Source organism: Zhenhengia sp. (genome assembly GCF_046966505.1).
In the GTDB taxonomy this organism is placed as follows: domain Bacteria; phylum Bacillota; class Clostridia; order Lachnospirales; family Cellulosilyticaceae; genus Zhenhengia; species Zhenhengia yiwuensis.
On sequence record NZ_JBKVCH010000002.1, the window covers coordinates 306748 to 330523 of the forward strand.

A 23776-nucleotide genomic window follows, 5' to 3' on the forward strand; every position below is an offset into this window, starting at 1 on the left:
ACTTCTCACCTTTTACTTCTTAAAAGCGTTGCATCCTCTACAATGAAGGATTTAATCTGTTCTTTTTCTTTTTCAGTTTTTCTTATAATTGTAAGGTATATCTTACCTGTTTTTTCATCAGCTGGATAGCTATAGCTAATCACTACATTATTTTGATCTTCTTTAAGATCAATGAGCTGACTAAAGAGCATGGTTGCCCCTACTTCTTTTAATGTATAGGTTTTGTAATTATTGGTATCAGTGGCCTTTGGATTATCTACCTTATCACCTGTATACACAATAATCTCTATAGCTGTTCCGGTACGTGCTTCACCCATGATGTTAATCTGGCTATCAAACGTTTGAATTTCTTCTTTGCCTGCTAGTGATTGGGTAATTCTCACATATTCATCTTTTTCAAATGTAATAGCAGATGAAGTGCTCGTTGGTGTTTCCTCTTTTGCTACTGTTTGTACTGTTTTAGTCTGTACTGGTTTTTTTTCTGGTTTAATCTCTGCCCCATAAACTGCATTGGGTGCTAAAAAGGTACATCCTAATACAGCTATACTTATAAGATATTTTATTCTACTCATGTGGAACCCCCTTCCGTTTAGTTTTTGACTGTAATACTCCTATTTATAGTATATATTAGTTATTTTACAGTTATATTACAAAGGCATAACGTTTAGCTTACATTAAATTGCACTGTTACTGTCGTACCTTTTCCAGGCTTACTTGTAATACTGATTTTGCCATGATGGAGTTCTACCATCTCTTTTACAATAGATAGTCCAAGCCCTGTACCTCCCTGACTTCTGGAGCGCGCTTTATCTACCCTAAAGAACCTTTCAAAAATACGCTCTAAGTCTGGTTTAGCAATACCGATTCCTGTATCTTTTACTTGAAGTGTAATAATATTTGGGTTCTTATACAGTTTCACATGAATGGTTCCTGGATCTATACTATATTTTATGGCATTTGATAAGATGTTGTGTAAGATTTGTCTGATTCTCGCACTATCTCCTATCATATTATAAATCATCTCTTCATCTGCCTCATAAATAATGCGATGACCTTTTTTCTCAATATGAATCTTCTGTGCTTCTATTGTTTCTTTTACAATTTCTTTTAGATCTAAAGGCCTCATATCCAGCTGCATCTGCTTATTATCGATACGTGAAAGCTCAAGCAAATCTTGTACCAGCGTCGTCATACGGTCTGCTTCCTTCTCCATAACGGATAGAAACTGCATGGCAATTTCTCGATCGTCAATGGCACCATCTATAAGGGTTTCCGTATAACTTTTAACGGTTGTAAGAGGTGTACGAAGTTCATGCGATACATTGGCTACAAACTCTTTACGCATCTGATCAAGCTTCTGCTGAGTTGTAACATCTTGCATCACCACCACAACACCTTCGCTTTCTCCTCTCCCATTCATATAAGGTGCAAAATGGAGATTGTAGAATTTATCCTCGAGTGCCATCATGATACCTTCTTCATTCTTAACGCGTTCACCATTACTTTCTTCAGCAAGGAGCTTATCAAAGGATACCTCTACACCTAACTTTGGAAAGATAAAGTCAAAACGATGATCCATATTGGTATTTCCTAGCATTTCATAACATACAGAATTGGCATGAATAAGGACGCCCTGTCTATTAAAGGCCATAACCCCATCTGCCATATTCTCTAAAATCTTCTCCAGCTTACTCTTTTCACTCGATATAGCAGTCATGGTCTTACTAAGCTCTGCTGCCATGTAATTAAAACTTTGGGTAAGCTGCCCAATCTCATCCTCCGAATAAATAGGAATGCGACTAAAGGACCCTGCTGCAAGCTGCTTAGAACTTTTCGTAAGCTGCTTAATAGGCACTGTAATCATTCTAGCGAAAATCGCACTAAATACAGCTGCAATCCCCATGGCAATCATAGCTGCAAGGGTAATGGTTTTCATGACATTAAAAACATTATCATAAATATCTGTAGCATCTGCTCTTACACAAATAATAGCAAGAATTTCACCTGTTGTAGCATCTAAGATAGGCCTATCATGTTCTATATAATCATATTTGGCTTCCTTATAGGCAAAAAGTGGCCATTCAAGAGTTTGTGGTGTCTTCTTAGCAATCACTTCTGGTAGTACATCCGACACCATAATCTCCCCTACAGCTGGCTCTGACTTAGAGCCTAAAAGCACCTCTCCGTTAGGAGCTAATATATAAATAGCATGCTGATTCAGTGCCACCATAGTCGACAGTGTACTTTCTACTTTATCCATACTCTCTTCAAAGTCTGCTCCACTCGATACACCAAGTCTTCCCTCTATCGTCTCTGCAGAAGACATTAATTCACGTTTAATCTTTTCATAGTGTGTATCTTCAATGTTACAAATGATAAAGCTTCCACTCACTACCATAATCACGAAGACAACACTTAGATAAATGACTACGATTTTCCACTGTATACTGGTTCTCATAAGTTAGCCTCTGAAATAGTAGCCTACTCCACGTTTAGTGAGTACGAAACTTGCTTTAGATGGGTCGTCTTCTATCTTCTCTCTTAATCTTCTAATGGTTACATCGACTGTTCTTACATCCCCATAGTATTCATATCCCCATACTTTCTCAAGTAACATTTCTCTTGAAAACACCTTCCCTTTTTGCATCGCTAAAAACTTAAGAAGCTCAAATTCTCTTAAAGTCAGGTCGAGATTTCTTCCATCTTTACTGGCTTCGTATTTCACAAGGTCAATAAGTAAATTATCTTCTTCTAAGACTTTCTTTTCTTCACTTACTGATAATTTTTCTGCTTGTATATGGCTTCTTCTAAGGTTTGCTTTTACCCTAGCACTTAACTCACGCATACCGAAAGGCTTTGTCATATAGTCATCTGCACCAAGCTCTAAGCCTACTACTTTATCAATTTCTTCAGCCTTAGCTGTAAGCAGAATAATAGGTGTCTCTTTGACTTGCCTAACACGTTTACAAACCTCGAGTCCATCTAATTTCGGCATCATAATATCGAGTAAAATGAGGTCAGGGTCTACTGCTTCTATGAGTTTTAAGCCTTCTTCTCCATCATAGGCCGTACATACTTTATAGCCTTCCTTTTCAAGGTTGTATTTGATAATATCTGAGATTGGTTTCTCATCTTCAATAATGGCGATCGTTTGCATTAAAATCCCCCCACTCTTTCTATATTTATTTATATGCTTTACGGTGTTTCTTTTACCGCTTCTTTATTTGTTTCTTTTGCTGGTTCCTCTATAAGTTCAAGCCCTAGTACTGGAATACGTACAGTTGCTTTAAGCTCTTGTCCAATCTTTAATTTAGGAGTTACCCCTTCATTGGCATCCATAAGGCTTTGTACATCTATCCCGAGCTTACTTGCAATTCCCCATAGTGTGTCCCCATCCGCTACTGTATAAGTTACTTCTTTTCTTTGACGTTTCTTACATAAGTCTACTAGGGTTTCCATATCCACTAGCTCATCTTCTGTTGTATAAACTTCTTCTAGTTTGACTTTATTTTTAAATTCAGCTTTTACATTTTTATCATCAAAATACACATCTTTAAGTTCTTCTTTAAGTTCATCTAAAACTTCTTCTGACTCAATAACCGCAATTTCTTTACCATCTACAAAAAGCTTTTGGAACTTCAGTGTTACATCCATGTTTTCTCTTAAATAGCTTGGTAATTTATTCGGATCAATCATGTCCTTTTTGCTGGCATGTACTTTTTTTAGTTCATCTAAACCTTCAATTTGCACTTCTGTGTTATATTTATTTTCTAACTGTTTTTCTACAGTTTGTAAAGCCGTATCTATGTACTCTTTTTTATCGACATAACCAATGACTTCCCCACCTACACTCACTGCATAGGCATTTGGTAAAAAAGCAAATGCTGTCCCTCCAAGGGCACCTATTGCAATAATGCCCATTAAAATAGCTTTTGGATTTGCACGGTTACGTCTTCTTTTTGTATTGCTTAAGTAAATTGTTTTTGATTTTCTTCTCATGGTTCTACCTCCTATTGGTCCCACATGCAGGAAATACCCCTTCTCTTTACAATCATACCAGTTTCTCATGGCTAAATCAAAGAAAAAAGAGGTTATTGCCACAGTTATCTTTTGGCATTAACCTCTCTTCTATGCATTATCGAATGACTTCTATAGATTCTGGATACATCTCTTCACCGTAGTTGAATGTAACAAGAACTTCCATGTCTTTTTTAATTTGATTTCTGTAGCCTTTTTCTTTATCTACAATGATCTCTACCTGGCTTGGTACATTAATGCGTTTTACGGTCATCGTTTCACCAGTCACTGCATCATATTCTACTAATACATCTATGTATTTAGCACCTTGACCTACATTTTCTACAGTTCCTTTATAAGTAATTTGGCTTGGCGCATCTTTAATCACTACTGAGATAGCTTCCTTACTTTCTGTAAGCACTTCTACTTTAGAACCTAATTGGATTTCTCTCAGTACTGTATCCACTCTTTGGCTGGCATCATAAAGCTCTGTATTATTTGTAACACTAACTGTCTTTTTCTCACCTTTTGAGAGAACAACAAGTTGTGGATTTTGAGCAAGGATAATGCTCTCTACAGTCCCAATAAAGCTTTCAGTCGTTGCAGTTGCTTCGATTTCTATAGCTTCATTCCCTTCCATTTTCACAGTAAGCTTATCCCCTATACGTAAATCACTCATATCTACTGATTTACCATTACGTATTACCTCTACATCAGTGCTTACTAATACTTCTTTTTCTTTGCCCTTTTCGACTACGGTTACTTTATAGCCATCAGGCTTACGTACACTCTTAAGGAATTCCACATCCATTTTTTCATTTTCTACTTCTTGACGTTTTAAAACATTAATTTTAGTAACGCCTAAGTCTTCTACATAGATACGAACATTGTCCCCTACGTTAAGATCTTCAAGCGCAAGTTCTTCCCCTTGGTAAAGGATTTCACAGTTATCTTCTACTTTATAAGTTACAGTTTTCCCTGAAGTAAGAACAGAGATTGAACCACTTCTTCCAATATTTTCAATCGTTCCTTTGTAAGTTGTCACTTCTTCTTCTGTCTGATCCTTATCTCCTTCTGGTTTCGTACTTGGGGTTGTATCTTTCTCATCTAAAATTTGAATTTTAGTCAGTACTTCTACACCGTTTTCCTTTGCCATTGTTACTTTTACTTTAGCATTTGCTTTCACTGCATCAAAGCTTAATGCGCTGTTATTGCTATCTACAACTTTTGTATCCTTAGTAGCGGTGTAGAATTTAGTACTTCCATTCACTTCAAGAAGTACGTAGTTACTGCCTTCTGCTGCATTTTTTACAACAACTTTATCGACTCTACCTTCCAAGTTGCTCCCATCTGCTGGCGCCTCTGGTGTAACAGGTTTTTCAGGTGTGACTGGCTTTTCTGCTTGCTCAAGCTTATCTTTAAACATAAGCGCACTATAAGTCATTTGTGCACAAAGGGCACGTGTTACTTTTGTATTGGCACCCATGTTACCTTTTGCATCACCATTTAAAAGACCATTTTTGTTAAGGTATGCTACATAAGGTCTATTTTCTTCTTTAATTAAATTATGATCTGCAAATGGTGTTTTCCCTGTGTAACTCTCTTTAGCAGTTTTTTCTTTCCCAATAACGCGCACAAGAAGCGCTGCTAAATCCTGTTTCGTTACAATGTTTTTTACTTCTTTGCCATCTGCTGTCTTAACCATGAATTTACTTAATTCGTCTTTGCTTAAGTAACCTCTACCAATTAAATAAGCAATCTCTTCATTACAACGTGATTCCCATGACTTATACTTATCGGAATAAGTCTTAAGTAATGGTTTTTGAACTGCATAGTTATCTGCAATTTGTTTCTTTAAAGTCGGATCCATGTCTTTAACAACGAGTTCATCTTGATAACCTGTTGCTTTAGCAAGGATTTCAGCAAGTTCAAAGTAAGTTACCTCGGATGATGGAAGGAACTCGCCACTACTATTTCTTGACATATAACCCTTCTCTTGCATATAGCTAATCGCTGGATAAGCCCAGTGTGTATTTGGAACATCTTTAAATGTTACTGCTGCAAAAATATTAACTGACATGACTCCTGCCATCCCAAGAGCAAGGAGCAACTTAGAATAATGCTTTCTCATAAATACAGCCTCCCTAATATTTAATCTAATCTCTATTCTAATAGATTAAATCCTAAAATACAATTCAAACTAACATTGTTCAACATTTTTTAACTTGCATGTAATATACTTGAAATCTTACTTTTAAACTACCTATCAATAAGCATAAAAAAGTCCCATCTTTTCTAGAATGGGACCCTTAAAATTTCTCTAGCGCACTACTTAGCTTGGCAATGGTTTCCGATAACTTATCCATCTTCCCCTCAATACGAATAAGCAAATACATAGACAATATAATCGGAAAACCAAAATTACTAATACCACTTAAAATCTCTTCCATCTGTACTTCCTCCCTTCATCCCATGCTTTTTTATCTTTATCCTTTCCTATATGCAAGATATCCTTATGGGCTCAAAGGTGGGAGGATCTCTCCCGCCTAGTTCCCTAAACAAGCATTACTATGCACAAGATATCCTTAAAGCTTCATAGATGGCAGGGGTACTTCATAATATTCTACCTCTCTTCCCTACTCAAGCATCTCTGTATGCAAGATATCCTTAGAAGTCCAAAGGTGGGAGAGGGACTCCGTAGTATTTATTGGAAGGATTTTTCCAAAATCATGACACGAATACGAAGGAGTGGCTCCCCCACCTCTCTCCCTAAGCAAGCATTTCTGTGCGCAGATATCCCTAGGGCTTCAGAGATGGCAGGGGTACTTCGTAATATTCATTCGATGAAGCTTGGCTAAAAAATCTTAATGAGTTTATGACATTCATTTTCAAAAGGAGTTTAGATTTTTCCAAAGTCATGACACGAATACGGAGGAGTGCCTCTCCCACCTAGTTCCCTCAGCAAGCATTTCTATGCACAAGATATTCCTAGGGCTTCAGAGATGGCAGGGGTACTTCGTAATATTCATTCGATGAAGCTTGGCTAAAAAATCTTAATGAGTTTATGGTGTTCATTTTTAAAAGGAGTTTAGATTTTTACAAGCTTTTGAGACGAATATGGAGAAGTAGCCCCTGCCATCTATATCCCTAAGCAAGTATTCTGTATGCAAGATATCCCTAGGTCTCCAAAAGTGGGAGAGACACTCCGTAGTACTCATTGGAAGGATTTTGACTGAAAAATCTTAGTGAGTTTTTTAAAATGGATTTTAGCTGCATGTTTGAGCGTCAGCGAGTTTGCAGCATTCATTTGAAAAAGGAACTTAGATTTTTCCAAAATCATGACACGAATATGAAGGAGTGGCTCCCCCACCTATATCCCTAAGCTATCTTGCATCTTATGCCTGCTCTAAATCCACTTCATCCACTTGTTGAATCACATATTTAGCGCCTACAATACTATCTACTGCTGACTTTTCGCCAACAGCTCCAGTTGCCAGTACTGTATCCATAACGGCCTTAATCTGAGTCCCTTCAAGTGATTCGCCTGGATTCGCAATCGTGATTGTCTCCTCTTTACCTGCTGGTGTACCAAATACAAGTACTAAACTTCTTTTTGTAATTTCCATATTCCTACCTCCTAAATTTGATTTATTCCATGTACTCTGTTTTTTCTCTATTAAACGGTCTTAATAAGCTGCTCTTCTGTTACCTTCATGATCTCTTCTAAGCTTTCTGCATTTAAGCTGCCAATCGCTTCCCCTAAGTTATAAAGGGATTCATCTGTTGCACTTTGGTTACAATGAGCCAGTGTCTGAGATCCTTTTTTAAATTTTAATACAACTTTTACTTCGTCTTTTTTAGTGTTTACTGCCATTTTGCATTCCTCCTTGATTTTTTATTAAGCTCCGGTGCTTACACCTTATATATAGTCCTATGTCTCTCAAATTCCCCGAAAAATTTTTTCTAATTTTTTAAGTGCCCTTTCTTTACGTCCTGCAACTGCCTTAACCGTAATGCCTAACTCAATTGCTATTTCTCCAAGAAGTTTTTCTTCAAAATAAAACTTCCTTATAACGAGACATTCTGAAGGCTTCAATCTTTTCATACATTCTTCTAATCTTTTATACTCTTCTTGCTGTACGACTTCTCTAACAAAATCATCTGCTGTGCCTGTAAGGTCACTATACCACTCTAAATCTTGATCCTGCATAAGATGAGCTCTCATTTTGTTACGATACTTTTTACCCCATCTATAAAGCACCATCTTATAGTAAGCTTCAAAAGGCACCCCTTTCAGCTGATCATAATGCTGTAAGGCTCTCATTAAGAGTAAATAGCTTTCTTGATATAAATCTTCTTGTTCATCATCCACATAACTTAGTTTTCTAGCCCAACTTTTCCACAAAGGAGCAAACTTATTCCACAATATGTAGATTTCTTCTTTTGTCATAACAAACCTTTCCGCTGCAGCTTGTTTAATTTGCGCACCCTTACTTTATCAAATTCATTTTCAAAAGAAGAATCCATACTTCGTCAAATTTTTATAATAATTTAACTTTTTATCCTAAATATTCTTGCAATTTATAAGAAGACTTACTATAATACTCTTAATACCAAACATATGTTCCAATTTATAATTTAAGGAGATGATGAGATGTATTATCTATGTCAGGCTATCGTTCCTTTCTACGATGATTACGGTCATAATATGACTTACACCTTACTTTCTGATGGCACAAAATCGACTTACTGCTTTCCTATTAAGAACTACATTTACCGTATGTTCTACCAACTTTATCTAGACCCTGTAGCTGTTAGGAACTGCTCTAGCCGCATTCTGCATTCAAAAGGTAACTTACCTCTCTTACTTTCTCCGGCCTACATTTTTATTCCCGTTAAGATGCGTAGACCTATCGGACGCCAAGATGGTGCTTTCGGTTATGTTCTTCTTAGCGCCATCAAAAGCTATCAAGATGGTGTCATTACTTTTACTGATGGCACAACTCTCGCCACTTGCTCAAGCGATACCTATATTGCTCATAAAATGAAAGATGCTAAACTCCTTGGTTACGCCTATAAAGAAACGAGGGTGCTATTAGAGGCATAACCAAGAATCCCGTCCAGGCTAGGTGATGATACTCTTCCAGCTTCTGTTTCCAGAATGCTAAGAATCTCTAAGCTTGATAGATGCATGAACGCTGCAAACTCGGCTACGCCTCAAACATACAGCTAAAAACCATGCATCTATCTTCACAAAGAGATTCTAGGCATTCCTTCAAAGGAAGCTTACAGAATATCCCACCTATCCTGTATAGGGCCTAAGCTTATTAACGCTCCGTCTTCTCCTACTGCGACTTCACTTCCAGTAGCTAAGAATGTGTATGTCCCTTCGGTCAAACAATTCGCTAAGTACCTTGTTCACGCACTCACTAACGCATTCTAAGCACACCTCCATAAAGAAGCTACGTAGGAGCAGCCCACATCCCTCCATCTTCGCTACATTGCAGAAAGAGGACATGGCAACAAGGCCAAAATGGTAATGGATTCTCTGGAACCTGCCTACGTAACTTTCAGCTAAGAAACACATGAAATGAAAAAATGATGTACTTAGTCACACTGTTTGAGCGAAGAGAAACGTAGCGAGTTTGTGACGTTATCATTTTTGAATGAACAGTGTTTCTCTGAAAGTGGAGTGAAGCAGGTGGAGGAGAATTCAATTACCACGACGCCCCTTCCTAAAAGCTCTATACTCTCCATACGCAAAAGAAGGAGCCGTTATACAACGACTCCTTCTTTTTTCATTTAAAATGGATACCAGAAGTATCCTATATTCGCTTTTAAAATAAGTCCAACAGCAATGAAGAGGACTCCAATTACAAGAGCTACAATGTCTAAGCGTGTAAAAGGTTCTCTTACATACCATGTTCTTGTTTTATCTTTACCAAATCCACGTAGATCCATAGCGTTAGAAACGACTTCAATACGATCAAGTGACCCAAGTACGAGCGGTATAAGGACGCTCATGTAATTCTTTAAGATGGTCATAACAGGCGCATCACCTCTCTTAAAGGCTACACCTCTTGCCTCTTGGGCCATAATGATGTGCTTTACTTCTGCCTGAATATCTGGTACATAACGAAGTGCAATACTTACGGTATAGGCCACTTTATAAGGTACACCAATACGGTTTAAGCTGCTTGCAAATTTACTTGGATGTGTTGTAAATAAGAAAATCAGCGTAATCGGCAGTAAGGCAATATACTTACATGAAATCGTAAGGACATAAAATAAGTTTTCTAAAGTAAGGGTATAAAAACCTATTTTAAAAAGTACTGTTGTAGAGCCTGCCAGCTCTGACCCATGGTTAGGTGTCAGGATAAGTAGCAAGATGGAGTTAAACAGGGTAAAGCCTAGAATAAATCCAATCAGTACACGCATGCGCCTAAATTCTATTTTGGAACAGTACAAAAGGATAGCCCCAATGACAATAAGGGCTAAAAAGATACGGATGTCCATAAACATGAAAGTAAAAATACTCCATAAGACAACCCATATGAGCTTCACACCGCCATCTAACTGATGAAGGAAAGAAGGTTTATCAATATATAATGAACCTGTATTATTCATGGGTTAATGTTCTCTCCCTTTTTGAATCACTTGCTTTAAGAATGTACTCTCATCTTCTACATCATAAAGTCTTGCTAATGTACTAATCGAAGTGTCTTTTAAGTTAGCCGTTTTCATCACTTCTTTTTGGCTGAGCACATGATAAATGGTATCGTCTGCTAAAATCTGTCCACTTGATAAAACAATGGCTCTATCTGCATACTCTAAAGCAAGCTGAATATCATGTGTAATCATGATCACTGTAATGCCTTCCTCTTTAAGTGTCATAAGGAAGTTCATAAACTCTGTATAGTTTTTATGGTCTTGGCCTGCTGTAGGCTCATCGAGTACAATCACTTTAGGTTTAAGTGCTAAGATCGAAGCAATGGTTACACGCTTTTTCTGACCATAGCTTAAAGAAGCTACTGGCCACTTTTTATAAGGCGCAAGTCCACATTTTTCTAAGGCTTCCGTAACTCTTACTTTCACCTCTTCTTCAGAGTATCCAAAGTTACGAAGTCCGAAGGCTACTTCATCATAAATCATATATTTCGTAATCATATGATTTGGATTTTGCATCACATAGCCAATCACATCTGCACGTTTACGAATAGACCACTTGGTTATATTCTGACCTTCATAAAGCACTTCACCTTGATCTAACTTACAGAAACCTGTAAGGGCCTTTAATAAGGTAGATTTTCCTGCACCATTATTACCGAGAATAGCTAGGAACTCTCCTTTATAGACGTTAAAGGAAATATCCTTTAAGATATTACCTCTTTCCTTATCATAAGCAAACTGTAAATTTTTACATTCAAGTAAAACTTCATGTTCATCTTTTTCCTGAGTAGGTTTTAAGTCCCCTAATACTTGCATGACTTTATCTTTATATTTTGTAAGCGTACTTATATCTGTTAGCGTGCTTTCTTCCTTTAAATCAATCTCACAGTTTTTAAGTACTTCTATATAAAGGGGCTCTCTTAAACCATTTTCTTCAAGTACACCGCTACGTAACACTTCATCTGGTGTGCCGTTAAAGACGATTTCACCTTTACTTACTAGTACCACGCGATCAAAATGATGCGAAAGTACATCTTCAATACGATGCTCCACTACAATAATTGTTTTATCCGTTCCTTTATGGAGGGCATCAATGGTATCCATAGCAAGCTGACCACTCATAGGGTCAAGGTTAGCTAAAGGCTCATCAAAAAGCAAAATATCTGTTTGCATAGCCATAACCCCTGCCATAGCTACCTTTTGCTTTTGACCACCACTTAGGTTTTGAGGACTTTGCTCACTAAAAGTCTCCATACTAAAGTTCTTTAGAATGTCTTCTACCTTTTCATGCATATGAGGTACAGGCATACTATCATTTTCAAAGGCAAAGGCCACATCTTCGCCTACACTTAGTGCAATGAACTGACCATCTGCATCTTGAAGAATCGTTCCTACCTTTTTACTAATTGCCTCCAAGCTTTTTCCATATAAAGGCTCACCCTCTAATAAGAGTTCACCTGACATCTTTCCTTTATAAGCATGAGGAATAAGACCGTTCAGACAATGTGCAAGGGTCGATTTTCCACTTCCACTTGGTCCTGCGATTAATACTTTCTCGCCAGTTCCTATCTCCAGGTTAATATGCTTTAAGGTAGGATTTTTGAGATTATCATATTGAAATGAAAAATTTTTAAAACAAATACCCATCACACTGTCCTCCTTATATCGTAAATTTTATTATAAAATCTCTATTTTCCTTTGTCAAATGCTCTTGGTTCTGCTAGACATAAAAGCCAAGTCCACTCAGTTAATCCTTTTACAAACTGAATAGACTTGGCCTTCTTTCTCTTGGCAGCCTTTCCTATTTATTACATCGCATCGTTCCTGTTTATTTCCTGCCTTGTAATCGTATCCCAATGAAGTTTCTTCTTCTTATATCCTGCAAAGGCTGTTAACCTAGTCCAAAATAAAATACCTCTTAACATACTACTTTCTAGGAAACATAAAGCGATTGATTTCATTATATCCCTTGCTTGTAGTTGAATATCCATAGCATGAATACGTGATAAAAAAGCAGTTAAAGACATTAAAATACTAAATAGCATATAGATTAGGAAGAAAAGAATCATAAAAGGTAAATTCACAATCCTTAATAAGACTGCCATAAGGATAGATAAAAGGCCAAGGAGTTCTATGTACGGAGAGAAGAGCTCATATATGGTAAAATATAGAAAAGAAACAAAACTAACTACTCCATAATCTACATTAAGGAAAATTTGTCTATGTGCGAATACACTTTGAAATAAGCCTCTATGCCATCTTCTTCTTTGCTTCATAAGATCTCTTACAGTCTCAGGAGCCTGGCTCCAGCATACTGCATCTGTAGCATATTTAATTTGATAAGGTATTTTATTTGCCCTACAAAAAGCATGAAGCCTTATAACAAGTTCCATATCTTCTCCTACAGTATCTTTGTCATATCCACCTACTGCCATGACCACATCCTTCCTAAATAATCCAAAGGCACCCGAAATAATAAGGTTCCCATTAAACTTATCAAACAGAAGCCTAGAAGCTAAGAAGGTCCTATCATACTCTAACATCTGCATCCCTACAAGAGGGTTTTTAGGTAGGCCATAATCTACAATCTTCCCTTTTTTAAGCATAACATTATTTAAAATTCGAATAAGCCCACCACAGGCAATAACATTTTCCTCTTCCAAAATCGGCCTTATAATATTTCTTAGCGCATCGGATTGGAGTACAGAGTCTGCATCCATACAAATAAAATAAGGATATTGTGATACATTGATTCCCATATTTAAAGCATCCGCTTTACCACCATTATTTTTGCATATAAGCGTGATAGGCACTTTTTGTTCACAGGTCATATAAACAGCTTGTTCTTCCTCACAAAAAATTTTCTTTCTTATGGGCCTATATAATCTTTTCATATTAAAGTGCTCTACTAAACGCTCACTCATACCATCTGTTGACCCATCATCCACTATGACTATTTCATATAAGACATAATCTAGTTCTAATAGAGACTTTACTGTATCAATAACAGTTAATCGCTCATTGTAAGCTGGTACAATAATAGAAACTGGCACATAGTGATCTTGCTCAATAAAGTTATAGAGTTTTTTCTTCTTCTGCTGCTCATAGAGTACACTAGAACCTATAGTAATAGATAGAAGCAAGAAAGTAGAATATCCTAATAAATAAATAACAAAAAATATGTCTATGCCATAAAGGACATCCTTTATCCAATCCACCATCCCTATATAGCCCTCCTCTCTTTCATATCCCTAAGCTGTCTCCTATAGGTAAGCATATCACAAGCATACTTATCTAGCCCACTTTGCATAAGCTGCTCATAACTATACCCTTTATTGATTAGGCTCTCTGCTGCATTTAAACGTATATACCAATTAGATGAAGATAAAGCTTCTGTCAATGCCTCATCCTTTTCATTTCCTTCATAACTCTCTAAAGCCATAGCTGCTACTACTGCAAACTCCCATTTTTCTTCCTCTTTAGACTGTACATATTCAATCAAAGTCTCTTGAACTGGCAAGTAGTAATACTTCTTAAAGTAACGTATAAGGGCTAACCTAACTTCTTTATGCTGGTTTTCATCACACAGTAATTTGTATAATCCCTCCCAGTAAGCTTCATGACTAACATATTCTGCTGGCACCATCCTGAGATAATTAATCACAGCCGCTTGTATAGACCATGTAAATGCCTCTAAATCATCATAAAGGCTATCTGCTAACTTTTGATGGTTACCTGTAAAGTTTAATAAATGATTTTGTATAAGTTTCCCATTATGCTGACCCGTTCTCTTATCCATAATTTTTAATGCTTTCAAGGCATCTTCTTCTATGCCTAAACTCATTACAGCCTTAAAAGCATTGTTCCTTGCATAGATTGAATCCTCCCAGAGAAAAGTCATTAAAATTCTACTAAGTCTTGCTCTAGCTTCCTTAAGACTACAAGTATTCGTTTCAATCTTATGGTTTAAATCAAAAAAATAAACCAAATAGGCAAAATAAGCTTTTTTCTCAGCTTTTTTATCCCTATAGAAGTAGGATAAGTCACTGATGACTTCTCCTATTAGAATCCAGTCTATACTTAACTTGGTAGCCTCTATATCCACTAATGCCTCATGAAAAGCCTTTAAATAGTCTATATTTTTCAACCTTTTTATAAGATGAGTTTTAAGAACTTGTCTCTTAGTCTCATCTTGTCTATAGATTTCATGGGTTAAAAGGTCTTTTAACACCTTCTTTTTATGATACAGAGCGCGAGGCTGAATCTTTGTATGTAAATTAAATGCCACATTAAACAATATAATGCATAGGCACACATACATGTACAAAAAGGTCAGTCTTCCAATCATCATCTACTTATCCTCCTCACGCCATAACTTCTGCATAGCAAAATAAGCTGGTTTAAGTCTTTCATGATAAGTGATACGACTATGCCATGCCTTTAACTTGAGTGGCTCCATCGCAATCGGTTTCGCTTCATACTTGGTACCTATCCCCAGGTACATCTCCTTAATACGTATGTCTTCTACACCATAATGCTCATAGTAATCATCATGAATCATCATCTCAGATGGATTAGAAAAATTAAGGAGCTGCCAAGGTAACTTAATCTCTACATAATCCTCACTAAAGCAAAAGTCTGCTAAAGAGTTATACCCCTCCTTATAAGGATTAGCATGACCATATGTCAAAAGCCCTGTTTCATACACTTCTGCTTGCTGCTCGCCTTCTTTTCTCTCATCACTTAAAAGATCTCCATTTTGCAAAATCATATAAATGGGCTTAAACACATCGCTATCTTTAACTGGAGGTTCTTCATAGGCATTAATCCCATGTGTCTCCCCATAAAACATAGCTCTTAAAACTTCATATCTTTCCTGTACCCATACACGGCTATTCTCTCTCCCATTTATCTCAAGTATAAAGTCTGCTGCTCTATCAAATTTTAAGCCACTCTTCTCCTCATTTGTACTTCCTGATTGAGGTGTTGTATCAATAGGAATATACAACTTGTCCGTCTCACTTAACCCTTTCTTATATGCAAGCAAATAAATAAACTTTTCATCATACTTAACCGAAAGTGCTAAGTCTTCCCCTTGAACTACCTTATCTTCTTCTGTCCACTCAGATAAATCGCCATCTACATAGCAAATACTTTGTACCTTACCAGGATCAAAGGAAAGTAAGCCAAAATACTGCCCACTAGTTTGATAGTCACTCCAGTAAGCTGTCTTCTGCAAATCCACTGCGTGCATAGTATTCCATGTGCCTTTAAACCATTCATCTTGCCAGGTAAACACAATAGACCCCGCACACCCTGCTGCCTTAATATCCTCATAACAGGCTACTAATGCCTGTGCTTGATCCGCTTCCGACATCTTACCTTGGTTACGATTGGTATGTCTATCCCTTTGAGCCATTCCCCTAGAGGATGGTACTCCAAACTCACTAATGATAACAGGTATGGTATGATAGTCATTAATCTTCTTTAAGTAGGCCCTATAAGTATTCATCTTACCCGACTCATCTACATAAGCCGTCTTATCTTCCTCATAACTTAAATAATCTGGATAAGAAGGATAAATATGATAAGAAGCAAAAGTCCCTGAGATAAATACCTCTGTTGTTTGAATCTGTTCTACATCTATCTTAGCAATCTTATCAAAGTGTTCTGCAACTAATTCATCATAATCAAAAGGATCTGTTGTAGCCCAGTTAGAAAAAGCTATTAAGCGCTGCTCTCCATACCTTTTACTTTCATAAGCAATAAGTTCATCTCCTACCCGAGCTAACATAGCCTCAAAAGGACTCGCCTCTTGGGTCGTATACATATATGGTCCTTTATAGTAGTTTTTATCTTTCTGCATATGATTGGTATAAGCTACTGTCACATCTTCCCACTCTACACCTAAAATATAGCCTATCACCCAAGGTGAAATGTCTCTTTTATAAAGTATCCTTCCTAGTCCTCCGCCTAGGGAACGCTTTTTCTTACCATGTATAATATCAATCAAATCTTTGCCACCTTTTATAAAGGTATCTACAAAATCTGGCGCATAAGCATCCATATGAGAATTCTGTACATAGTCATTCACCCACAAACCATGAATGATATAAAGTGGATTATCATTATTCTTGTTATACTGATAAACTGCTTCATAGAAATCATCCGATAAAATCGTATAGACTCTAATCGTATTCGCACCCATATCCTGTATAGACTTAAACCACCTCATATAATCTTTCGGGGTTATGGCATACTCTGTTGCAAAGTGTCCAGGTATACCCACTCCCATATTAACACCTTTTATCTCAAAGGGCTTAAACTGCCCCTCTTGCTTTAGATAAATTTCCTTACCTATATTCTTCACAAACGTTGTGACTTCTTCTTGTTTTAAAGTAGGTATATAAATGCCCTGATTATAATAAAGATAGTCTCCTATCAGGTAGAGGACGATACAAGTAACGCATAGTATTATAAATTTTTTCATCTTGTCCCCCTTAGATCTTAGTGATTAAATTTCTTGACCCTAGATTCATGTGCATACTGCTTTAGAGTCTCTATATGCTTATCTAGCCATCTTCCTCTTTGAATAATAAAGTCCTTAAGCTGCATAATACTCGCTTCATAACTGGTTACATTTCTATCTAGAGGTGCTAAACGATTATTTTCATCTACCTTTTCAGGGTCAAAACTGTATCCCCACACCTCATGATTACGCCAGATAGCTTCTCCTAAAAAAACGACTGTTTCATCTATATAATTTAATAAAACCTCTTCGCTTAACCATCCTTCACGCAGGTCATGGTAACGCTTAATGACAGTCTCTACAAATGCCTCATCTTTCATGAGCATAAAGTACCAATTTCTATAAACCATCTCCATACCACGTTCATCTAATGCAACGGCAATAAAATTATCTGCTGCATTATTAAAATCCCAAGCAGGTCCTATATGTAATTTGCCTCTTATATCCTTATAGAAATAAGTGGAGAAAATCCCAGCATCATAGTTTTTAAAAAATTCATTTATAATGAAGTAATCTACGAAACTCTGTACATCTATATGCCTTTTATAACCATATTTGGCATCATTATAATCTAATGAATATAACGCTTTTTCAAATTTAGAAAAATCTTGTTCTATATAGGACTTAAGCTTAGGTGAACTTGTAGCATCACTTGGGTAAATGACTTCAAGGGCTGTATGCTTATGCATTCTATTGGCATATTTTGTGAAATTATTAAGTTCTTCTAGAAGTCCTCTCTCCCTATCTACTCGTACAATATAGCTTGTGAAAGGATCTCCCTTTTTATAAGAAGCAATATCTACACGCTCTTTAGCTTTTTCTATACTTTCCATGACCACATAAACCCCTTTATACACACCATCTACAAAGACTTCACAAAAACGTACATCAGGTGCATCCCCCATAATTTCTCCTGCAATATTAAGACACATATAATTACGTATAAGTGTCTTATCTAAAAAAGGGCCATTTAGTACCCATTCATCATGCTTACCCATACCTAATACATCTTCATCTTTATTCTTTGATAAATCCTCATGGATAAAGTCTAACTTATAAGACTTCTTATCAAACTTTATCGAAGTATTACCACGATAACGTACTTTAGCTTTCGATTCAATAAGTGCTTCATCCGTTAGATGATTATAAGAAGATTGGCTATCTAGTACTTTTACCTGCGCTATAATTTCACTAGACTTTTGATACGAATGCTCTCCTATTCCTTCTCTTTGTATCTCTATAGTTTGTCCACCTGTCTCTATGGCAATAATAGGTAAGTGTGTACAGAACTCTGCCACATCATGTGTGCAAGTTAATCTACTCTTTTCCTGTAAGTGCTGATGGATACGAGCAGGCCTCTTGTCATCCCATGTGGTAACCCCTACTGATATACCTAACATCACTGTAACAGCACCTATTACCATCCCTTTATACGATCTCATCATTTTGAACGACCACATTTACATATTCAATACCACCAATAGCATAAATATAATCCAGTACATCTGGTATAGCTTTATGCGCCTTATCATAACTTTTCTTAGAGAGTTCGTAAATAAACTCAATAGAAGCTTCTGTTGAATTTTTCACTCTTAGTTTGGCCTTATTCTCAAAAGTTTTAAAGACGATAGACTCTATCTCCATGCCTTTCTCTCTGGCACATCTAATCACCAGAAGCATACGATTGTCATTCTTAACACGCCCTAATAAAAGAAGGAGTATAAAAACAGCCCCTGAGCCTATAGCCCCAATCATATAACTTCCTGTTCCACAGCAAATCCCTGCAATAATAGCCCAAAAAATATAAGCTGTATCCCTTGAATCCTTAATAGCTGTTCTATAACGTACAATAGATAATGCACCTACCATCCCTAATGATAATGCAATATTATCCTGAATAACGGTCATAACTGTTGTTGTTAATAACGTCAGCATGGCTAAGGAAACATTAAACTTTTTACTATAGACGCTTCCTACATGGGTAATCCAATAAGATAGATAAATGACCACTCCTATCACTATTGCTACAAGTATATGCCCTATCACTTCTTCCATAGATAGTGTTTGTCCACTCTCTAAGATACTGCCTAAATATTCTCTCATACTAAATCCTCCTACCTTATACTTATACTTATACTTCTTCCTAAACAATACTTGCTAACAGATAAACTACTTCGATTTACTTCACTGACTATGTCTTTAATATAACCTAGTAAAAAGCCATTATATTTGATTTCCATTACTATGTTCCCCTGATCCATAACAGGATAAAGACACAGATTTTCAGAGAAAAAATCATAGCAACTTTCAGTTGCTCTAATACAACTATCAAAAGTAATCCTAATCCTATTTTCCCTCGCGATAAAAGCTTTTCTATTATATTCCACTATGGTTTTAGGCCTATAGCAATCCATGTTCATAATACTAAAGCATTCTCTCGCAAAAGGTTGTTTATAGTTTAAAAGAGGTGTATAGATTCCCTTGGTAAGCAAGATAGCATCCTCACGTTCTATCTTTAAAGAGCGCTTAAGCTGGTTCTCTCCCTGTTTTTGCTTCATTTCTAAAACGGCATATGTATTTTTAGGATTATATAAACGTAAGCGTATCTTCTTCCTTACAGATAATCCTTGTTCTTTCTCTATAAAATCTCTATCATTAAGGCTATCAAAGTATAAACTTCTAATCTGATACCCCTCCGCGCCATTATGCGTATCTTGTAGCATTAATTTTTCTAAAGTATCCATATAACGTCTACTGTCCAGCATAGTGATTAAGTACTTTTCTTCTTTTCTTAGTACACTCTCCAACCTTCTACCTCCTTTATAAATTTCCATTTTATATGTTAACACATATTTTTAGTTCTCGAAATAGTGTTCCTCCTATTAGAGAAAACAGTTATTTCCTCTTTTACAAAACAGGTTCAACCTCATGTACAGAGTTGCCAAAAACTTGTTATAGGTATTGACGATTTTGCACCCTACGTATACAGAACCATGCAATTTAATAAATGGTTTGTACAAAGGCACTCTATAATTACATCAATTCCTACTACTTTTTTCTACATTTTTAGCTATAATAATTGATGCATTTTTTTACTTGTGTTAAAATTAATATGTTTAAAAATTTATGGGGAGGGCTTGCTATGCCTATTATTTACAAATCAATCTTATTAACAAGTGATATTATTCTTATTAATATTGCTTTTTTTGTTGCGCTCTTTTTGCGCTTTGATGGATTCATTCCAGCACAATACTTAAAAGCTTACGCTGCTCAGTGGATTGTTCTTACTTTGATCCATCTTATTATCAATATGGCCTTTAAACTTCATAAGTGTTTACTGCGCTATGTTACAAGTCGTGAGTTACTCTACATAGGAGGCGCAACTTGCTTATCTTCTCTTCTCTTTTTTATTTATGGTAATGTTACGGATGTAACTTTTCCATTAAGTGTTTACCTTATCTATACCAGCTTAGTTCTTTTGCTACTCATTTTGTCACGCTTTAGCTACAAATTTGTCAACCGTATTTTAAGTAAATTCTCTAAGAGCTATAACGCCTTAAAAGAACATCTTAATGGTACCACGAAAAATAGAGTTCTTCTTATTGGCGCTGGGGACGCTGCAGCTCTTATTATTAAAGAATCTAAAAAAAATCCAAATCATACCTATAAAATTGTAGCCGCTCTAGATGATGATCGCACCAAACACTTCTCTTCATTAAATGGTGTGCCTATTAGAGGGCCTATCGAAAATATACAAAAGTTTGTAGAAATCTATAACGTGGATACCATTATTTTAGCGATGCCTTCTATAGGCCGTGAACGTACTTCAGAAATCCTAAATCTCTGTAGTGAAACCAACTGTCACCTTAAGATTTTCTCTGGTATTTCAAGTGCTATTAATGAAGAGGATCAGACTTACCAAGTACGCAGTGTTCGAATTGAAGACTTACTTGGACGTGATGAAATCGTTCTAGACTCTACTAAAATCGAAAAGGATATTACAAATCGTACAGTCCTTGTAACAGGTGGAGGTGGCTCCATTGGTTCTGAGCTTTGCAGGCAAATTAGTAGCTTTAATCCAAGTCGCCTAATTATCTTTGATATTTATGAAAATAATGCTTATGATATCCAAAATGAGCTCCTTCTTAAGGGCTTTCCAAGAGAGTCTCTTACTGTCCTCATTGGCTCTGTAAGGGATAAAATAAAACTTAATGAAATTTTTGAAACTTACCAACCTGATTTAGTCTTCCATGCCGCTGCGCATAAACATGTACCCCTTATGGAAGATAGCCCAAGCGAAGCCATTAAAAACAATGTCTTTGGGACTTATAATGTAGCCCTTTGTGCAAGGGAGTATAAAGTTAAAAAGTTTGTCCTCATCTCTACCGATAAAGCCGTTAATCCAACCAATGTCATGGGGGCTACAAAACGCTTATGTGAACTTATTGTCCAATCGATTAATAAGACTACCAAACATACAGACTTTGTTGCTGTACGTTTTGGTAATGTACTCGGTAGTAATGGGAGTGTTATTCCACTCTTTAAGCGTCAGTTAGAAGCAGGTGGGCCACTAACCGTTACACATCCTGATATTATCCGTTACTTTATGACGATTCCAGAAGCTGTACGTCTTATCCTTCAAGCTATGTCTTTTGCTGAAGGAGGCGAAATTTTTGTTTTAGATATGGGGCAACCTGTTAAAATTTTAGATTTAGCCCTTAACTTCATTCGCCTATCCGGTCTTGAACCTTATAAAGATGTGGACATTGTCTTCTCTGGGCTTAGACCAGGTGAAAAACTCTTTGAAGAACTCCTTATGGACGAAGAAGGTATAACAAATACCTCTTCTGATAAAATCTTCATTGGCAAACCAAGTGATATCACCTTTGCCGAACTTAATCAGTCACTTCATTACTTACATAACGCTTTAGAATCAGACTGTGACTTACGTGAGGCACTTCATCACGTGGTACCAACTTATCGCATCTCACCTAATGGATGTACAGAATTAAGGCCAAATCAAGAAACAAAAGTTTCTTAGTCTTTTTAAAGCTAAAAGAAGGAGGTTGTAAAATCCTTTACAACCTCCTTCTCTCTTTTCATCTAAAACCATATGCCAAATCTTTTCTTTAAAGGAGTTGGTCTTTCACATGTAACGGCCTCTCCTTTATAAAGAGATTCCCCTATTTGTAACATATTGGCTACCATCTGCCCACCATGCTGCATCTCTATGAGTCTATAACCTTCCTTAATAGGCATAAGGCCTTTTGCTCTATGCACATCTGAACCTAATATATGTATCATATGGTGTTTTAATAATTTATGGGCTAACTTATATTTACTCGACTTCTTCTGTAAAGAATAGGTATTCATTTGCAATAAAGCACCCATTTCTATAAAACGAAGAAGCTGATTCGGGTCTTCCATCACTGTATCATAGCGTTCCACATGGGCAATCACAGGAATAAGTTTATGGTTATCGATGATATTTTGCACGCTTGTATAAACCCACTCAGACCATTTACTATAAGGCATCTCAAGCAAAATATACTTTGTTCCTGTAATGCAAAGTGCTTCTAAGTTCTCCATTTTCCATGTATCGACAGATAGGAGTACTTCAGCCCCTTTTTTGAGCTTTACCTGACCCAGTAAGCCTTCAGCTTGTAGTGCCTGTTCAAACTGCTCTGCAGCTAAGTCTCTACGCTGAAGAAACGCCTCTAATTGATCATCTGGATAGAAGTGCGGCGTCGCTACAAGAGCTTGTACACCTTCTTGATGTTGTTGCTTAAAGATCGCTAGAGATTCTTCTACGCTTCTACTCCCGTCATCTATAGCGGGCAAAATATGTGTATGGAAATCAATCATTCTATTGCTCCTCACTCTCTATTTGTTAACTCGTGTATAATCTTATTATACCCATTCTATTTCAGGAGGTACACTATGAAAAAATATATTTTTCTATCTTTCTTACTCCTTATAGGTACCGTAGGCTTTATCTTTAGCCTCTCTATGCAGGATGCTACACACTCAAATACCCTAAGTCAGGAAACGACGCGTATCCTAGCTACTCTTATCGAAGCGCTCCCTATTCCTTCGAGCTTCACGTTAACCCTCACGAACAACTTTATACGTGACCTTGCACATATGGGCTTATTCTTTATCCTTGGGTGCATAAGCCTTCTTACCTTCTCTCTTGGTCATTTAGGTTATATGAAGTCTACCCTTTTTACCTTATTCTTTGGCATGCTTACCGCTCTATGTGATGAACTGATTCAGCTAAACTCTATAGGGCGCGCCTTTGAATGGGTAGACTGGGCTAAGGATATGCTCGGTATTTCTTGTAGCCTTGTTCTTTTTTCCATCGCTTACGGTTTCTTTCATTTATTTAAACGCTTTAAACAAAAAAGCACTTAGAACTAAGTTCTAAGTGCTTTTCTCATAAAGGCGGCAACCAGATTTGAACTGGTGATGAAGGTGTTGCAGACCTCTGCCTTACCACTTGGCTATGCCGCCCCATTTCTTATCTTTATTATACTCTATTTTTATCTATCTGGCAAGACT

At 36.7% G+C, this 23776-nt stretch carries 21 protein-coding genes and 1 tRNA gene; 3 read left to right on the plus strand and 19 right to left on the minus strand.

The window, feature by feature from the left end; all coding sequences use genetic code 11:
- Positions 1 to 5 precede the first annotated feature (5 nt).
- From ACLTBU_RS03985 to ACLTBU_RS04025, 9 genes are all read right to left on the minus strand, one after another.
- Complete coding sequence (locus ACLTBU_RS03985) at positions 6 to 572, minus strand: hypothetical protein (RefSeq protein ID WP_412217683.1); 567 nt, start codon at positions 570 to 572, stop codon at positions 6 to 8.
- A gap of 92 nt (positions 573 to 664) precedes the next feature.
- Positions 665 to 2458 (minus strand): ATP-binding protein, encoded by a 1794-nt coding sequence (locus tag ACLTBU_RS03990; RefSeq protein ID WP_412217685.1) that lies wholly within the window; start codon positions 2456 to 2458, stop codon positions 665 to 667.
- Between the two features lie 3 nt (positions 2459 to 2461).
- Positions 2462 to 3163 (minus strand): response regulator, encoded by a 702-nt coding sequence (locus ACLTBU_RS03995; protein ID WP_408646566.1) that lies wholly within the window; start codon positions 3161 to 3163, stop codon positions 2462 to 2464.
- A 32-nt stretch (positions 3164 to 3195) separates the two neighbouring features.
- The gene (locus ACLTBU_RS04000; RefSeq protein ID WP_412217686.1) at positions 3196 to 3999 is read right to left on the minus strand and encodes a LysM peptidoglycan-binding domain-containing protein; all 804 of its coding nucleotides are present in this window, start codon (positions 3997 to 3999) and stop codon (positions 3196 to 3198) included.
- Positions 4000 to 4135: 136 nt separating this feature from the next.
- The gene (locus ACLTBU_RS04005) at positions 4136 to 6148 is read right to left on the minus strand and encodes an S-layer homology domain-containing protein (RefSeq protein ID WP_412217687.1); all 2013 of its coding nucleotides are present in this window, start codon (positions 6146 to 6148) and stop codon (positions 4136 to 4138) included.
- Between the two features lie 178 nt (positions 6149 to 6326).
- Positions 6327 to 6467: a YvrJ family protein gene (locus tag ACLTBU_RS04010; RefSeq protein ID WP_177670389.1), complete on the minus strand. Its 141-nt coding sequence runs from the start codon at positions 6465 to 6467 to the stop codon at positions 6327 to 6329.
- Between the two features lie 945 nt (positions 6468 to 7412).
- Entirely contained in the window at positions 7413 to 7643 is a 231-nt protein-coding gene (locus ACLTBU_RS04015) for a DUF2922 domain-containing protein (RefSeq protein ID WP_320650368.1), read from the minus strand.
- Between the two features lie 50 nt (positions 7644 to 7693).
- Positions 7694 to 7891 carry a hypothetical protein gene (locus tag ACLTBU_RS04020; RefSeq protein ID WP_177671968.1) on the minus strand — a complete coding sequence of 66 codons (198 nt, stop codon included), beginning with the start codon at positions 7889 to 7891 and terminating at the stop codon, positions 7694 to 7696.
- A gap of 66 nt (positions 7892 to 7957) precedes the next feature.
- Positions 7958 to 8467 (minus strand): sigma-70 family RNA polymerase sigma factor, encoded by a 510-nt coding sequence (locus tag ACLTBU_RS04025; RefSeq protein ID WP_412217690.1) that lies wholly within the window; start codon positions 8465 to 8467, stop codon positions 7958 to 7960.
- A gap of 204 nt (positions 8468 to 8671) precedes the next feature.
- Between ACLTBU_RS04025 and ACLTBU_RS04030 the strand changes: the two genes are divergently transcribed.
- Positions 8672 to 9124 (plus strand): hypothetical protein, encoded by a 453-nt coding sequence (locus ACLTBU_RS04030; protein ID WP_412217691.1) that lies wholly within the window; start codon positions 8672 to 8674, stop codon positions 9122 to 9124.
- A gap of 695 nt (positions 9125 to 9819) precedes the next feature.
- On the opposite strand, the gene ACLTBU_RS04035 is transcribed toward ACLTBU_RS04030, so the two are convergent.
- The 8 genes from ACLTBU_RS04035 to ACLTBU_RS04070 form a co-directional block, all read right to left on the minus strand.
- Positions 9820 to 10644 (minus strand): energy-coupling factor transporter transmembrane component T family protein, encoded by an 825-nt coding sequence (locus tag ACLTBU_RS04035; RefSeq protein WP_412217693.1) that lies wholly within the window; start codon positions 10642 to 10644, stop codon positions 9820 to 9822.
- A 3-nt stretch (positions 10645 to 10647) separates the two neighbouring features.
- Positions 10648 to 12333 (minus strand): ABC transporter ATP-binding protein, encoded by a 1686-nt coding sequence (locus tag ACLTBU_RS04040; protein ID WP_412217694.1) that lies wholly within the window; start codon positions 12331 to 12333, stop codon positions 10648 to 10650.
- A gap of 161 nt (positions 12334 to 12494) precedes the next feature.
- Complete coding sequence (locus ACLTBU_RS04045) at positions 12495 to 13907, minus strand: glycosyltransferase family 2 protein (protein WP_412217696.1); 1413 nt, start codon at positions 13905 to 13907, stop codon at positions 12495 to 12497.
- 2 nt (positions 13908 to 13909) lie between these two features.
- Positions 13910 to 15037, minus strand: coding sequence for a HEAT repeat domain-containing protein (locus ACLTBU_RS04050; RefSeq protein WP_412217698.1), 1128 nt, complete (start codon positions 15035 to 15037; stop codon positions 13910 to 13912).
- On the minus strand, positions 15038 to 17176 hold the full coding sequence (locus ACLTBU_RS04055; RefSeq protein WP_412217699.1) for a hypothetical protein: 2139 nt from the start codon (positions 17174 to 17176) through the stop codon (positions 15038 to 15040). It lies immediately after the preceding gene.
- A gap of 17 nt (positions 17177 to 17193) precedes the next feature.
- On the minus strand, positions 17194 to 18660 hold the full coding sequence (locus ACLTBU_RS04060) for a CotH kinase family protein (RefSeq protein ID WP_412217701.1): 1467 nt from the start codon (positions 18658 to 18660) through the stop codon (positions 17194 to 17196).
- A complete protein-coding gene (locus tag ACLTBU_RS04065; protein ID WP_412217702.1) occupies positions 18644 to 19318 on the minus strand; it encodes a DUF4956 domain-containing protein in 675 nt (224 codons plus the stop codon). Before ACLTBU_RS04065 ends, ACLTBU_RS04060 begins: the two co-directional genes overlap by 17 nt.
- Before the next feature lie 11 nt (positions 19319 to 19329).
- Entirely contained in the window at positions 19330 to 20022 is a 693-nt protein-coding gene (locus tag ACLTBU_RS04070; protein WP_412217704.1) for a polyphosphate polymerase domain-containing protein, read from the minus strand.
- Positions 20023 to 20357: 335 nt separating this feature from the next.
- Between ACLTBU_RS04070 and ACLTBU_RS04075 the strand changes: the two genes are divergently transcribed.
- Positions 20358 to 22256, plus strand: coding sequence for a polysaccharide biosynthesis protein (locus tag ACLTBU_RS04075; RefSeq protein WP_412217706.1), 1899 nt, complete (start codon positions 20358 to 20360; stop codon positions 22254 to 22256).
- A 62-nt stretch (positions 22257 to 22318) separates the two neighbouring features.
- On the opposite strand, the gene ACLTBU_RS04080 is transcribed toward ACLTBU_RS04075, so the two are convergent.
- Positions 22319 to 23080, minus strand: a complete 762-nt coding sequence (locus ACLTBU_RS04080; RefSeq protein ID WP_412217708.1) for a tyrosine-protein phosphatase — start codon at positions 23078 to 23080, stop codon at positions 22319 to 22321.
- Between the two features lie 75 nt (positions 23081 to 23155).
- On the opposite strand from ACLTBU_RS04080, the gene ACLTBU_RS04085 reads away from it, so the two are divergent.
- Complete coding sequence (locus ACLTBU_RS04085; RefSeq protein ID WP_412217710.1) at positions 23156 to 23629, plus strand: VanZ family protein; 474 nt, start codon at positions 23156 to 23158, stop codon at positions 23627 to 23629.
- A 28-nt stretch (positions 23630 to 23657) separates the two neighbouring features.
- Here ACLTBU_RS04085 and ACLTBU_RS04090 read toward each other — a convergent pair.
- A tRNA-Cys gene (locus ACLTBU_RS04090) sits at positions 23658 to 23728 on the minus strand.
- Positions 23729 to 23776 lie beyond the last annotated feature (48 nt).

Excerpts from the sequence above, each read along its gene's own strand:
- ACLTBU_RS03985 (WP_412217683.1), bottom strand. The coding sequence starts at position 572 with ATGAGTAGAATAAAATATCTTATAAGTATAGCTGTATTAGGATGTACC.
- ACLTBU_RS03990 (WP_412217685.1), bottom strand. The coding sequence starts at position 2,458 with ATGAGAACCAGTATACAGTGGAAAATCGTAGTCATTTATCTAAGTGTT.
- ACLTBU_RS04000 (WP_412217686.1), bottom strand. The coding sequence starts at position 3,999 with ATGAGAAGAAAATCAAAAACAATTTACTTAAGCAATACAAAAAGAAGA.
- ACLTBU_RS04005 (WP_412217687.1), bottom strand. The coding sequence starts at position 6,148 with ATGAGAAAGCATTATTCTAAGTTGCTCCTTGCTCTTGGGATGGCAGGA.
- ACLTBU_RS04010 (WP_177670389.1), bottom strand. The coding sequence starts at position 6,467 with ATGGAAGAGATTTTAAGTGGTATTAGTAATTTTGGTTTTCCGATTATA.
- ACLTBU_RS04015 (WP_320650368.1), bottom strand. The coding sequence starts at position 7,643 with ATGGAAATTACAAAAAGAAGTTTAGTACTTGTATTTGGTACACCAGCA.
- ACLTBU_RS04020 (WP_177671968.1), bottom strand. The coding sequence starts at position 7,891 with ATGGCAGTAAACACTAAAAAAGACGAAGTAAAAGTTGTATTAAAATTT.
- ACLTBU_RS04025 (WP_412217690.1), bottom strand. The coding sequence starts at position 8,467 with ATGACAAAAGAAGAAATCTACATATTGTGGAATAAGTTTGCTCCTTTG.
- ACLTBU_RS04030 (WP_412217691.1), top strand. The coding sequence starts at position 8,672 with ATGTATTATCTATGTCAGGCTATCGTTCCTTTCTACGATGATTACGGT.
- ACLTBU_RS04035 (WP_412217693.1), bottom strand. The coding sequence starts at position 10,644 with ATGAATAATACAGGTTCATTATATATTGATAAACCTTCTTTCCTTCAT.
- ACLTBU_RS04040 (WP_412217694.1), bottom strand. The coding sequence starts at position 12,333 with ATGGGTATTTGTTTTAAAAATTTTTCATTTCAATATGATAATCTCAAA.
- ACLTBU_RS04045 (WP_412217696.1), bottom strand. The coding sequence starts at position 13,907 with ATGGTGGATTGGATAAAGGATGTCCTTTATGGCATAGACATATTTTTT.
- ACLTBU_RS04050 (WP_412217698.1), bottom strand. The coding sequence starts at position 15,037 with ATGATGATTGGAAGACTGACCTTTTTGTACATGTATGTGTGCCTATGC.
- ACLTBU_RS04055 (WP_412217699.1), bottom strand. The coding sequence starts at position 17,176 with ATGAAAAAATTTATAATACTATGCGTTACTTGTATCGTCCTCTACCTG.
- ACLTBU_RS04060 (WP_412217701.1), bottom strand. The coding sequence starts at position 18,660 with ATGATGAGATCGTATAAAGGGATGGTAATAGGTGCTGTTACAGTGATG.
- ACLTBU_RS04065 (WP_412217702.1), bottom strand. The coding sequence starts at position 19,318 with ATGAGAGAATATTTAGGCAGTATCTTAGAGAGTGGACAAACACTATCT.
- ACLTBU_RS04075 (WP_412217706.1), top strand. The coding sequence starts at position 20,358 with ATGCCTATTATTTACAAATCAATCTTATTAACAAGTGATATTATTCTT.
- ACLTBU_RS04080 (WP_412217708.1), bottom strand. The coding sequence starts at position 23,080 with ATGATTGATTTCCATACACATATTTTGCCCGCTATAGATGACGGGAGT.
- ACLTBU_RS04085 (WP_412217710.1), top strand. The coding sequence starts at position 23,156 with ATGAAAAAATATATTTTTCTATCTTTCTTACTCCTTATAGGTACCGTA.